General features: G+C 65.6%; 10 protein-coding genes. 2 read left to right on the top strand and 8 right to left on the bottom strand.

What is annotated here, in order from left to right; all coding sequences use genetic code 11:
* Nucleotides 1-308: 308 nt before the first annotated feature.
* The gene (locus tag FDY95_RS03565) at nt 309-1,961 is read left to right on the top strand and encodes an ArnT family glycosyltransferase (protein ID WP_171025515.1); all 1,653 of its coding nucleotides are present in this window, start codon (nt 309-311) and stop codon (nt 1,959-1,961) included.
* Nucleotides 1,962-2,062: 101 nt separating this feature from the next.
* Here FDY95_RS03565 and lysA read toward each other — a convergent pair whose 3' ends face one another.
* The 3 genes from lysA to FDY95_RS03550 all read right to left on the bottom strand — a co-directional run bounded on the left by lysA (nt 2,063) and on the right by FDY95_RS03550 (nt 5,876).
* A complete protein-coding gene (gene lysA / locus FDY95_RS03560; protein ID WP_138075325.1) occupies nt 2,063-3,208 on the bottom strand; it encodes a diaminopimelate decarboxylase in 1,146 nt (381 codons plus the stop codon).
* Between the two features lie 117 nt (nt 3,209-3,325).
* A complete protein-coding gene (locus tag FDY95_RS03555) occupies nt 3,326-4,663 on the bottom strand; it encodes an aspartate kinase (protein WP_138075324.1) in 1,338 nt (445 codons plus the stop codon).
* Between the two features lie 376 nt (nt 4,664-5,039).
* A complete protein-coding gene (locus FDY95_RS03550; protein ID WP_138075323.1) occupies nt 5,040-5,876 on the bottom strand; it encodes a hypothetical protein in 837 nt (278 codons plus the stop codon).
* Between the two features lie 388 nt (nt 5,877-6,264).
* Here FDY95_RS03550 and FDY95_RS03545 point away from each other — a divergent pair, with 388 nt between their 5' ends.
* Entirely contained in the window at nt 6,265-7,131 is an 867-nt protein-coding gene (locus tag FDY95_RS03545) for a DUF2911 domain-containing protein (protein ID WP_171025514.1), read from the top strand.
* 71 nt (nt 7,132-7,202) lie between these two features.
* Here the strand turns inward: FDY95_RS03545 and FDY95_RS03540 are convergent, their stop codons facing one another.
* The 5 genes from FDY95_RS03540 to FDY95_RS03520 form a co-directional block, all read right to left on the bottom strand.
* Entirely contained in the window at nt 7,203-8,729 is a 1,527-nt protein-coding gene (locus FDY95_RS03540) for a hypothetical protein (protein WP_138075321.1), read from the bottom strand.
* A 333-nt stretch (nt 8,730-9,062) separates the two neighbouring features.
* Entirely contained in the window at nt 9,063-11,171 is a 2,109-nt protein-coding gene (locus FDY95_RS03535) for a glycoside hydrolase family 97 protein (protein ID WP_138075320.1), read from the bottom strand.
* Nucleotides 11,168-11,695: a DUF5958 family protein gene (locus FDY95_RS03530; RefSeq protein WP_138075319.1), complete on the bottom strand. Its 528-nt coding sequence runs from the start codon at nt 11,693-11,695 to the stop codon at nt 11,168-11,170. The genes FDY95_RS03535 and FDY95_RS03530 overlap by 4 nt, the downstream gene beginning before the upstream one ends.
* Before the next feature lie 7 nt (nt 11,696-11,702).
* On the bottom strand, nt 11,703-12,164 hold the full coding sequence (locus FDY95_RS03525; protein WP_138075318.1) for a GNAT family N-acetyltransferase: 462 nt from the start codon (nt 12,162-12,164) through the stop codon (nt 11,703-11,705).
* Nucleotides 12,165-12,230: 66 nt separating this feature from the next.
* Nucleotides 12,231-12,767, bottom strand: a complete 537-nt coding sequence (locus tag FDY95_RS03520) for a hypothetical protein (RefSeq protein WP_138075317.1) — start codon at nt 12,765-12,767, stop codon at nt 12,231-12,233.
* Nucleotides 12,768-12,820: the final 53 nt, after the last annotated feature.

Here is a 12,820-nt window from a genome sequence, read left to right as displayed (position 1 = left end):
TTAATGGCCTATCCGCGCGGTAATTAGACGGATACCATGCTATATCCTACGCAAACCGAGCCGCCTTGGGCTGAAAAATGTCAATCGGCTCAACCTCCGGCGACAATTTCGCGGGCCGCATTTGCCCGGAGTGCCTGATCCGCCTTTGCCGCTCATGCACCAAGCCGGCCGCAGGACGCGCATGAGCAGCAGGGCTACTGGAAGCGCCGCCCGAAAACGGGGAAACCGATTCGACAGCCAACGCGGCCGGTTTTGGGCTATTTTTGCCCCGCTTCACCTGCCTTTTACCTATGCCTGCTTTGCCCCCAATGTCTTCGCGCCTGTGGTTGTGGCTGCTGCTTGCCGCGCTGGGCGGGGCCTTTCTGCTGAACCTGAACGCCTGGGGCGTGCTGGAAAGCAGCGAGGCCCGCTACGCCGAAATCGGGCGCGAAATGCTAGCGGGTGGCGACTGGCTGCACCCGCGGCTGCTCGGTATTCAGCACTTCCACAAGCCCCCGCTCACCTACTGGCTCACGGCCGCGGGCCTCGGCTTGTTCGGCGGCACGGCCGGGGCGGTGCGCCTGCTGCCGGTGCTGGCCGTGCTGGCGCAGGTGGCGTTGGTGTACGCGCTGGGCCTGCTCGTCTTCGCCCGCGACCGGCGCCGCGCCCTGGCCGCCGCCGTGGTCTACGGCACCTTGCCGGTGGTGCTGATTTCGGCCCTGAACGTGACCACCGACGCCTACCTGGCCACCCTGGAGCTGCTGGCGGCCTACGCGTTTCTGCACTACCACTGCACGCCCGCCGGCCGGCCCGCCGCCCGCTGGCTGTACCTGGGCTGGGTGGCGCTGGGGCTGGGCTTTCTGACCAAAGGCCCGGTGGCCGTGGTGCTGCCGGTGATGGTCGTCATCAGCCAGCACCTGAGCAAGGGCAGCCCGCGCCGCCCCTGGAGCTGGCACCACCTGTCGGCCGGCCTGCTCTTCGCGCTGGTGGGCCTAAGCTGGTACCTGGTGCTGGTGGCCGACAACCCCGCCTTCGTGCGCTACTTCCTCTTCGAGCACACCGTGGAGCGCTTCGCCAACGCGGCCACCTTCAATCGTGCCAAGCCCTGGTGGTTTTACCTGGTGCTGGCGCCGGTGGGGGCCCTGCCGTGGTCGGCGGCGCTGCTTACCGAGCTGGTGCGCAACGGCTGGCGCCGCCTGGGCCGCCGCTGGCAGCAGGTGCTGCTGTGGTGGGTGCTGGTGCCGCTGCTCTTCTTCTCGCTCTCCAAGTCCAAGCTGCTGCTCTACGTGCTGCCCATCTTCCCGGGCGTGGCCCTGCTCACGGTGGAGCTGCTCGGCCGCCGCACCGATGCCGTGCTGCTGCGCTGGTACGTGGGCTTCATGGCCCTGTTCGGGCTGGTGCTGGGCGGGCTGTGCCTGCTGCCGCTGCTGGGCGTGGGCTACGGGCTGGTGGTGGCGCCCTGGGTGGCGCTGTGGCCGGCGGCAGGCGTACTGCTGCTGCTCTTCACCCACATGTTCTGGGACGAGGTGCGCGTGGCGCCGCGCCTGCTGGTTCTCACGGTGCTCTTCTCGCTGGGCCTGCTGGCGGCGGCCAAACCCATTCTGGGCCAGATCGAGGCGCGGGCCAACGGCAGCCGCCCGGTGGCCCGGCGGCTGAAGGAGCTGAATCTGCAGGACCGTCCGGTGCTCGTCTACAACGAACTGCTGCCGTCGCTGGCCTTTGCCCAGCGCCGCCTGCCCGTCTCGCTCTACGACGGCAACCAGGCCCTGCAGCGCGAAACGCAGTTTGAGGCCGACGGCCGCTGGCATCAGAACCTGATCAACCTGCAGGACCCGGCCGACACCACCGTGCTCGGCCCGCTGCTGCGCCGCCAGCCGGTGCTGCTGGTGAAGGGCGAACTGCCTGAAGGCCGGGCCTGCCTGGCGCAGCGCCTGCCCAAGCACGAGCACGTCGGGCCGTGGACGATTTTCTACGCGCAGTAGACCGATAGAGGCGGTTGATTAACGAAAAACTGAAGCAAGACGCCCCGTGGCTCCACCAAGAGCCACGGGGCGTTGCATTTCATTAACAGGTTGGGGTGGGCCTACCCGACGTACACCGCCGCCGCCTGGTCGCGCAGGTTGTAGTGCGAGGACATAACCTCGCCGTAGGCCCCGGCCGTGCGCAGCACCACCACGTCGCCGCGGCGGGTTTCGGGCAGCGCCACCTGCCGCCCGAACGTATCCGACGACTCGCAGATGGGCCCTACCACGTCGTACAGTCGTTCCGAACCCTGGCTCGTGAGGTTTTCGATGCGGTGGTAGCTCTGGTACAAAGCCGGGCGGATCAGCTCGGTCATGCCCGCGTCGAGGATGGCGAAACGGGTCTGCTGGCTTTCCTTCACGTAGAGCACCCGGCTCACCAGCGTGCCGCACTGCGCCACCAGGGCCCGGCCCAGCTCCACGTGCACCTGCTGCCCCGGCCGCCGCTGCAGCAGCCGCCCGAAGATGCCGAAGTACCGCGCGAAGTCGGGCACGAGGTGCGCGTCGGGCTCCTGGTAATCCACGCCCAGGCCGCCGCCCACGTTAAGGTGCGGCAGCGGGATGCCGCGGTGCTCAAACCACTGCTGCAGCTCGTTCACGCGCCCGGCCAGCGTCTCAAACACCGACAGATCGGTAATCTGCGAGCCGATGTGCACGTGCAGGCCCACCAGCTCCACGTGGGGCAGGCGCCCGAGCAGCTCCACCACCTGCGGCAGGTCGGCTAGGTTGATGCCGAACTTGTTGGCTTCCAAGCCAGTGGTGATGTAGTGGTGAGTGCGCGCGTCCACGTTCGGGTTCAGGCGCAGGGCCACCCGGGCGCGGCGGCCCCGGGCCCCGGCCAGCTCGTCGATGACGGCCAGCTCGGGCGCCGACTCCACGTTGAAGCACCAGATGTCCGCGTCGAGGGCGCGGATGATTTCGGCGTCGGACTTGCCCACGCCGGCGAAGACGACGTGGTCGGGCGCGAAGCCCGAGTCGAGGGCGCGCTGCACCTCGTTGCCGCTCACACAGTCGGCCCCGAAGCCGTGCTGCTGCACCAGCGCCAGAATGGGCGCGTTGGAGTTGGCTTTCAGGGCGTAGTGTACCTGGATGTCGTGCGCCTGGGCCGCCGCGCGGGCGGCCTCCAGCGTCCGGCCGAGCAGGGCCAGGTCGTAGAGGTAGAAGGGCGTAGGCCGGGTCGAAAGGTCGGCCGGAAGTTGCAAGGGCATAGGGAGAAAAGCTGTAGCGCGAACTTGCCGTTCGCGTATTTCGGAACGATGTCCGTCGGTCCGGGGCCGGGCCGTTCGGCGACACGCGAACGGCAAGTTCGCGCTATCCGCAGGCGGCTAGGGCGCGACCGAGGCGCGGCGAAACAGGCCGTCGTTCAGGGCCAGCAGGGCGCGCTGCTTGTCGGCGGTATTGATGAGGATGCTGATGTTGTTGGGCGAGCCGCCGTAGCTGATCATGCGCAGCGGCACGTCGCGCAGCGTGTCGAACACCTGCCCGGCCGCGCCGTGGTGCTCCTGCACCAGGTTGCCCACTAGGCACACGATGCTCAGGTTGGTATCCACTTCCACCATGCCGAAGCGGCGCAGCTCCTCCAGAATTTCCGGCAGGTGCGTGGCGTCGTCGACGGTCAGGGACACGGCTACTTCCGAGGTCGTCACCATGTCGATGGGCGTACGGAACCGCTCAAACACGTCGAAAATGCTGCGCAGAAAGCCGTAGGCCAGCAGCATGCGGCTGCTCTTGATGCGGATGGCCGTCAGCCCGTCCTTGGCGGCCACGGCCTTGATGGCCTCGTCGCCGGTGCGGGCCGAAATCAGCGTGCCGGGCGCCTCGGGCTGCATGGTGTTGAGCAGGCGCACCGGGATGCCGTGCTCCCGGGCCGGCAGCACCGAGCTGGGGTGCAGAATCTTGGCTCCGAAATAAGCCAGCTCGGCTGCCTCGTCGAACGACAGCTCGCGGATAGGGTAGGTGCCGGGCACCACCCGCGGGTCGTTGTTGTGCAGCCCGTCGATGTCGGTCCAGATCTGAATTTCCGAGGCCCCGGCCGCCGCCCCGATCAGCGAAGCGGAGTAGTCGCTGCCGCCGCGCTTGAGGTTGTCGATGCCGCCGCCCACGTTGCGACAGATATAGCCCTGGGTGATGAACAGCGCGGCATCCGGGTGCTGGGCCAGCTGCTGGGCCAGCTGCTCCCGGATGTAGGCCGCGTCGGGCTCTTCGTCGGCGTCGAGGCGCATAAACTCCAGCGCGGGCAGCAGCACGGCCTGCTCGCCGCGGATGCGCGTGAGGTAGAGGTGAAACAGCCGGGTGCTCAGCAGCTCGCCCTGGGCCAGAATCACCTTCTCGCCGGCGGCCGACAGGGGCTGGCGCGTGAGGTTGAAAATGCTCTTGAACGAGTCATCGACCAGCTTCAGGCCCTCGGCGGCCACGGCTTCCTCGGGCAGCAGCTCCCGGGCCACGATGTGGTAGTGCTGGCGCAGCACCTCAATCTGCAGCGAGCCGGCATTCAGGTCGCCCTCGAACAGCAGCCGGGCAATGTTGACCAGCGCGTTGGTGGTGCCCGACATGGCCGACAGCACCACGATGCGCGGCTCGGTGGGGGCCTGAATCAGCCCGGCCACGGCCCGCATCCGCTCGGCCGTCCCGACGGACGTGCCGCCGAACTTGAGAACTTTCATGGAATCGGTGAAAGAAGAAGGTCAGAATGCGCAGCCGCCGACGTGGCCGGCTGCAGGATGAAACGCAACAAAAAAGCGCCGGTTCTCAGGAGAGGACCGGCGCGGCTGTTTGGGAAAGTCGGGGAGGACGGGTAACCAGGCGACGACGGTCAGCTTCGGGTGTGTTTCACCCGTTTAGCGCCCTTGCGTTTCTTGCTCACCAGACACGCGCCGCCCTTGGCCGATTTCGGCGAGCCAGCGGCAACGGGGGTGAAAAAACGCGGATTCAGGGTCATCGTGCTTGCATTGGTAAAGCCATTGGCGACAGGATACGCCGGCTTTGCGGCCGCAAGTACGGACAGAACGGGGCCATTTCCAGCGGAGGCGGCAAGAAAATTTAGAGTCCCGCCGGCGCCAGCTGGTAATACTCGCGCAGCCGAAAATCCTCGGCCGCGGCGTGCGAGGCCAGCTCGCGCAGAAGGTAATATTTGTGCGCGTGGCCCACCAGCACCACCACGCGCCGGGGCCGCAGCCGGGCTAGGTGCTGGCGGATGTGCCGGGCCATGGCCTGGTTGCGCTGGTCCCAGAAATCGGCGTAGAGGCGGTAGAAGGCATGGTACTCGATCAGCTCGGGCCGGGCCGCCACCACGTCGCGCAGCTGCTGAAACTGGTAGTGCTGGCGCCGCTCGGCCAGGGCGTAGGTGCCCGGCTGGTTGATAACGGCGGGCTGCTGCTGGTTGCAGCGGTTCAGCGAGTCGGTGAGGGCGTAGTAGCGGTCGAGGATGGTGCCCTGCGCGGGCGTAAGCTGGCGGCTTTGGTAGAGCGCGTCGAGCTGGGCCAGCACTTCGCCGGGCCGGGTGAGCAGCTGGTGCCGGCGGTGAAACTCGTTGCGCCCTTCGATGTCGAAGGGGCGCAGACGCACGGCGGGGTGCAGGCGGCGGTAGCGGGCCAGGCCAAGGTCCTCGTTTTCGCGGCCGGGCGTTTTCAGCTCGAAGGTCGGGGTGAAAAAGCTGCTGTCCAGCTCCACCAGAATCAATTCGGGCTGCACCCGCGCCAGGATGGCCGCCACCGAGTCGGGGTTGAACAGCCGCGTGGGCCGGTGCACCGTGCCCACGATGACCAGTTCGGTTGGCGCCGCAGCCGGCGGGGGCGGGTTCCGTTCAGGGCTTGAGGTGCCGAGCAGGGGCGCGGTCAAGAGCAGGGCAGGCAGGCGGAAACGGGCGAAACGCAACACAGGCAAAGCGGACTCGGAGGGCGCCAGCAGTGCGCCGCAACGGAGGAAGATACGGTCGTTTCCGGGTTTTCGCCGGCCGGCGACTTTGGCCGCAAGCGCCCGGTTGCCGGCCCGCTGAGTACCAGTTGTTTACCCGAAAGTGAAGCATAAATCAGCTGACAATCAGTAGGCTTCGGTGAATAATGCAAGCCCGCGCTGAATGCCCAGGCGGGCCTGCACAATAAAAAAACGGCCCGTACGTTGCTTGCCGCGGTCCGCCTGGCCCACCGCGGGTTTCCCAAGCCCGGCACCACGGCGCCACAATACAATTTGGCCAGGGCCGGCTCATAACTGCCGGAATGGGCCGATGTTTGCGGGAAGCTACCCCGGTTCCCACCGTTTCTGTCGCATGAAAACACTTCCGACCCTCGTCCTCGCCGGCTGCCTTTGTTGTCTGGCCGCGCCCACCCTGCAGGCCCAGCAGCTGCGCCTGCCCGCTATGAGCCCCACCGTGCGCCTGCGCGAGGATTTTTCGACTTCCTTTATCGAGCTGACCTACGCCCGCCCCTCCAAGCGCGGCCGGGAAGTATTCGGCAAGCTGGTGCCCAACGGCGAAGTGTGGCGCACCGGGGCCAACTCGTCCACCCGCATCCGCTTCGGCGAGGACGTGAAATTCGGCGGGCAGAACGTGCCGGCCGGTACTTACGCCCTCTTCACGATTCCCGACCCGAAGGAGTGGACGTTTATCCTGAACAAGGACACTTCGCAGTGGGGCGCCTACGACTACCGCCCCGAGCTGGACCTGCTGCGCGTAACGGCCAAGCCGCGCACCTCCAACACCGCTTTGGAAAGCTTTTCGCTGGGCCTGGAAAACCTGCAGCCCGAAGCCGCCGATCTGACCCTGCGCTGGGACAAAGTGCGGGTGAGCGTGCCCATCGTGGCCGACCCCGACGCCCGCATCATGGCCCAGATTCAGGAAGCCATGAAGGGCGACAAAAAGCCCTACTTCGCCGCCGCGCAGTACTACTACAGCACCAATAAGGATATCAACCAGGCCATCAGCTGGCTCGACGAGGCCATCAAGCAGCAGCCGAGCTACTACGGCTACTACTGGAAAGGCAAGATGCTGCAAAAGGCCGAGCGCAAAACCGAAGCCGCCGAGGCCGCCCGGCAGTCCTTGGTCCTGGTCAAAAACGAGAAGAACGCCCGCACCAAGGACGAATACACCCGCCTGAACGAGCAGCTGCTCAAGGAAGTCGGCGGCAATAGGAAGTAAGCCCGCATGCTTACCGCACGAGCGGCCGGTACCCTGCTGAGGTGCCGGCCGCTCGTTCTTTGGGGCGGTAGCTATTTGAGGTTGATGCGGTCGGCCAGGTAGGGCGGCAGCGTTTGAGCGGCTAGCTGCAGCTGCTGCCGGCTCCGGCGTTGGCGGGTGCTGTCGGCCAGGGAGCCCACGTAGTTGCGGTAGAGGTAAAACATCAGCAGGCGGTTGTAGTCGTCGAGCTGGGCGTCGGCCACCATGCCGCGCAGCTTGGTTTCGAGGGCGGCGGCGTGCTCGGTTTCGGCCAGGGCGCGGCCCAGCCGGCCGATGTTGCCGTAGTAATGGTTGGCGCTGGCGTTCTGCACTCGCAGGCTGCTGCCCAGCAGCAAATCCAGCACGTTGAGGTCGAGCACCTCCAGCTCGCGGATGTAGGTCTGGCGCCGGGCCTGGGCGTAGCTGCCGTCCGACACGCGCTCGAACCGGTCGTTCATGATGTCGAGGTGGGCGCGCAGAAACACCTCCCAGCTCACCGACTCGGCCGCCAGCTTGGCAATGTTCAGGGCGTGCACCCGCGGGCCATCGTCCATGCTGCAGCCGCCCACCACGATGCGGCTGCGCTTCAGCTCCAGGGCCGCGCGCGGCGAGGCGTAGCGGCTCACGTACTCCTCGAACTCGTCGTCGGAGCCCTGGCCGGCCCGGGCTTCGGCCAGGGCGGCGGCAAACAGCTGCTGAAACTTCGGGGTGGCGGCCAGCTGCTGGTCGATGACGAGGAAGCGGCGCAGCCGCCAGGCATCCAGGGCTTTGCTGTGGGCTTCGTATTCTTCGCCCCGCAGCTCGGGCTTTTGCGTTTCGGTGCCCACGTAGGCCACAAACTTCTCCACGGCGCGGCCCTGCTCGGAGCGGTAGCGGCGGCCGGTGCGGCGGGCTGCTTCGGTGAATACCAGCGCGCTGGTGTCCACCATGCAGTCGGTGTACTGCACCAGGCGGGCGTAGGGCTCGGGCAGGGCCGGCTGCCGAAATTCATCGAGCACGTAAAACGCCCGAATGGCTTCGGCAGAATATTCCGTTTTTTCGTCGTGAACCGTTACCCATTTTCCCCGCAGCGGCTGCTCGAAACGCGCTAAGTTTTCGTGGAAGGAAATGTAAGGCGCGTCGTCATAATTCAGCGGGATGCTGCGAAATACAACCTGCGCTTTTTCGTCGTAGTCCGTGCCGGCATACCGGGTTACTAATAATTCCTTTTCGATTTGCGCCTGCGGGTATTTGCGCACGAAATCTTCGAAACTAATGCCGCGTGCCAGGTCCTGCTGGGCCTGCCTGACGTTGCCCGTATCGAGCTTCACGTAGTGCGCGCGGGCTTGGGCGGGTGCCACGTAGCGGCGCGTCAGGTCGCAGGTGGTGAAGCGGTAGTTCAGGGAGTCGACGATGCGGCGGAGCTGCCGCAGGGTGCTGCGGGAGTAGATCAGGCCGCTATCGGTGGCGCCAAACTCGCCGTCCGGGTCGGCGGCAACGGCTTTTTCCTCGGCTGCCGCCTGGGCCATGGTATCGGCCAATTGCTGCGGGGCGGTGCGGGCGCAGGCGGCGAGCAGTAGGGCCGCCGTGGGTACTAGCATCAGGGCTTTCATAACGGGACATATGCGTGGAAAAACAATTGTGCCGAGCCGGAAATGCTGAATTAATAAGATGAAAATAGCAGCGGGCCGGTGCTGATAAACCGGCCCGCTTTAAGTGGTAGCTACTATGACGGCAATAAGAATTAAAGGAAGGTATTAAAACACAAAAGCAACCAGCGGCCTGGCGGCCATCCGGTTGCTTTCAGAACGCAAAAACCAAATTCAATATTGCGGTAGTTGCATACAAAGATTAATAAATTGTTGAGCAGCGGTTGGCAAGGCACTCTTTGCGTCCCGTAATCAAGCAGTTAAAGCTGACCGGGGCCGGATGGACTAACGGGCTCCTACCGGTTTCAGGCTCACGGCCGCGCCGCCGCCGGGCGCCAGCTGCAGCTTCAGCGTGGTCTTGCTGTCCACCGTCTGCTTGCGGATCTGGTAAGCTTCAGGGTTTTTATCCCAGGACGCGCCTTTGGCGTCGGCGTAGATGGTGGCCAGGTACTTCTGCCCGGCGGGCAGGAAGTCCAGCTTCACGGTTTGCTGGCGGGCGTTTTCATCGGTGATGGCGCCGAGGTACCACTCATTCTTGCCCTTGGCCTGGCGGGCAATGGTCAGGTACTCGCCGGGCTCGGCCTGCAGGATGCGGGTGTCGTCCCAGTCCACGGCCACGTCCTTGATGAACTGGAAGGCGTCGGGGTGCTGCTCGTAGGCTTCGGGCAGGTCGGCGGCCATCTGCAGGGGCGAGTACATGGTCACGTACAGGGCCAGCTGCTTGGCCAGCGTGGTGTGCACCTGCCGGCCCTTGTTGCGCTCGGGGTTCCAGCTTTCCAGCTTGATGCGGAAAATGCCGGGCGTATAGTCCATGGGGCCGCCCATGAGGCGGGTGAAGGGCAAAATGGTTTCGTGCTCGGGCGGGTTGCCCTCGCTCCAGGCGTTAAATTCGTTGCCGCGGGCGGCTTCGGCGGCCAGCCAGTTGGGGTAGGTGCGGTGCAGCCCCGTCGGCCGCACCGACTCGTGCATGTCGACCATGATGCGGCGCTGGGCCATGTTTTGGGCGGTGCGGTTGTAGTGATTCACCATCCACTGCCCGTCGTGGTGCTCCCCGCGCGGGATGATGCGGCCCACGTAGCCGGTTTTCACCGCGTCGTAGCCGTGGGCCTGCATGAAGTCGAGGGCGCGGTCCTGGCGCCGCTCGTAGTTGGTGACGGAGCCCGAAGTTTCGTGGTGCATGATGAGCTTGACGCCCTTGCTGGCGGCGTACTGCTGCAGCTCGGCCACGTCGAAGTCGGGGTAAGGCGTCACGAAGTCGAACACTTCTTCTTTCCAGTTGCCGTGCCAGTCCTCCCAGCCCACGTTCCAGCCCTCCACCAGCACGCTCTGCAAGCTGTTCTGAGCCGCGAAGTCGATGTAGCGCTTCACGTTCTGGGTGTTGGCGCCGTGGTGGCCGTTGGGCTTGAGCGCCTGCCAATCGGTATCGGCCAGCTTGAGGTTGGAGGCGTCGGAGTAATTCCAGCTGCTGCGGTTCACGTGCATTTCCCACCACACGCCCACGAATTTCTGCGGCCTAATCCAGCTGGTTTCGGTCAGCTGGCTCGGCTCGTTCAGGTTCAGAATCAACTTGCTGGCCAGGATGGCCGGGGCGTTGTCGGCTACCACCACAGTGCGCCAGGGCGTGTGCTCGGGGGCCTGCAGGTAGGCCGCCGCGCCGGTGGCGCTGGGCACCAGCTGCGCCGCCAGCCCGAAGGTTTGCGGGTTCACGTTGAGCATCATGGCCGGGTAGTTCACCAGCGCGGCCTCGTGGATATTCACGTACAGCCCGTTATCGGTCTTGAGCATCAGGGGCGTCTGCACCCGCTGCGGCGCCGATTTTTCCTGAATCGGGGTGATGCTGGCGCTGTTGACCTGGCTCAGGCGCGAGGTGGTGTAGGCGTACTCGTTGGAGTCGTAGTCGCCCGGAATCCAGAAGGCCTTGTGGTCGGCGGGCAGGTTGAACTCGGTCTGCTCGCCCGTCACGGTGAAATACTGCAGATTGGGCTGGCGCGGCCACTCGTAGCGGAAGCCCAGGCCGTCGTCGAACAGGCGGAAGCGCAGCTGCACCTGCCGCTGCTCGGTGCCGGGCTGTTGCAGCGTCACCAGCAGCTCCTTATAGTGGTTGCGAATCTGCTTGACCTCGCCCCACACCGGCGCCCAGGTGTCGTCGTGCTCGGTGGAGTCGACGCGCACCACCGTCAGGCCCTGCACGAAGCCCGCCTGGCCCTGCATGGCCACGCCGAGGCGACTGGGCCTGAGCACGGGGCGGTTGTCGTAGCTGAGCTGGTAGGTCGGCTCGCCGGCGGGACTGAGGCCGAACTGCAGGGCAAGCTTGTGGGAAGGCGAGTGGAGGCGTTGGGCAAGGCCGGGCAGGGCCAGCAGCGCGGCCGCCAACGTGAGCAGGGAGCGGGTCATAGCCCGAAAGTACACCGCCGGTCGGATTTCGCGCGGGCGCTGATGTGCTTGGTGGTCAGATAGCGTTGATAGTGAAGTGATAAAATAATGGCGCAAGTAATAATGCCCTTTGCCGGGCCCCTTGGCTTACGGCAAGGGGGCAGGTGATGCCAGTCGTGGGAGCAGCCGTCTTGGCAGGAAGTGATGCGGCGCTGCGTATCGGCAATGCGGAACAGGGTAAGCAGGGCCGCAAACGCATTGCGCCGCTCATCGGCTCGCAGGCTTATGATTTTGGGCAGCGCTATGTGAAAGGGAAAAGCGCGCAGCAGGGCTAGCGGCGTTGCGCCGCGCTTGATTGGTGCGGTAGCAACGGCTTGCTGAACCATCGTCGGCGTGGGATGCGACTGATGGACATAAAGGTGAAGCTCGTTCATTGCGGCCCGCTGTTCTTCGTCCGTCAGGGCATCGAACCAAGTCAGGCCAGCAGACAACGGGAGCTGGTCCTGAGCAATGCGGTTAAGCATCAGAAAAGCTGCGTCGAACATAGCTATCCTACGCGTTGCCAAGTGTGCCTGACCGGCTCAACCACTGCGCCGCCGTCATCTCAAACCACACTTCTCCGCTGCTCGTGCGCCCGGTTTCCTGCCAGCCCTGGCGGCGGTAGAATTCCTCGGCGCGGGTTCCGGGGGCGGTGCTGAGCCACACGGTTTCGGTGGTTTGCTGGAAGTACCAGTCCAGCATCAGCCGGTGCAGCCGCTTGCCGATGCCCTGCCGGTCGAAGTCGGGATGCACGAATAGGGCCCAGATGCTGTGGCCTTGCAAATCGGCAATGGCGAAGCTGGCCACTTGGTTGTCATCCGTCACGGCTACCCAGCCCCGGCCGCGGTGGGTGAGGTAGGCCACGTAATCGGTCGTCGTGACCAGGGCGGGGTTGCGCAGCTCGTTTTCGCGCACGGCCAGGCGCACGCGCGTCAGCTCGGGAATGTCGGTCAGCTGGGCTTCGCGGTAGTGCATAGTGCGAGAGAAGGTTTGCCGGCGTGGCAGTTGGCTTTGCTGGCTGCCGGCTTTTGCCCGTGTGGCTTACAGCAGCACTTCCAGCGTGAGGGCGGGCAGCACCAGCAGGCGGCGGCCGGTTTTGCGCATGGTGGCGCCGCCCTCGTCGTACTCGGCCCGGAAGCCGTTGGCCACGAACAGCTGCAGGCCGGTGCGCAGGTGCCGGTGAAAGCGCACGTTGGCTCCGAAGCCCCCGCCCACGTTCAGGTCGCGCACGTGGCCGCGGCCGCCGTGCTGCTGCCAGTGGTAGCGCGAATACAGGCCGCCCACCCCAATCATCGGCTCCACGGCTTTGAGGTGGGTGGGCAGGTAGTAGGTCAGCAGCCCGAGGCCGGCCGTGCTGTATTCGCCGGGGATGGTGCCGTCGGACTGGCGCACGGCGGCCAGCTTCAGCGCCCACGGCCCGCGGGCGCGCACTTCGCCCAGCAGCCCCACGGTGCGGTAGGAGCCGAGCACGCCCACGGCCGCGCGGTAGGGCGGGGGCGAATCGGGGGTGGCAGCGGGCGTCTGGGCGGCGGCGGGCAGCGTCAGCAGGGCGGCCGCCAGCAGGGACGGGAGCTTCATGGCAGATAGGTCGAGGGGGAATAGCGCGGGCCGAAGATAACAGTGCCCGGCCG

This window comes from Hymenobacter jeollabukensis, from assembly GCF_005771675.1.
In the GTDB taxonomy this organism is placed as follows: domain Bacteria; phylum Bacteroidota; class Bacteroidia; order Cytophagales; family Hymenobacteraceae; genus Solirubrum; species Solirubrum jeollabukense.
This window is presented reverse-complemented; position numbering and strand designations above follow the sequence as displayed.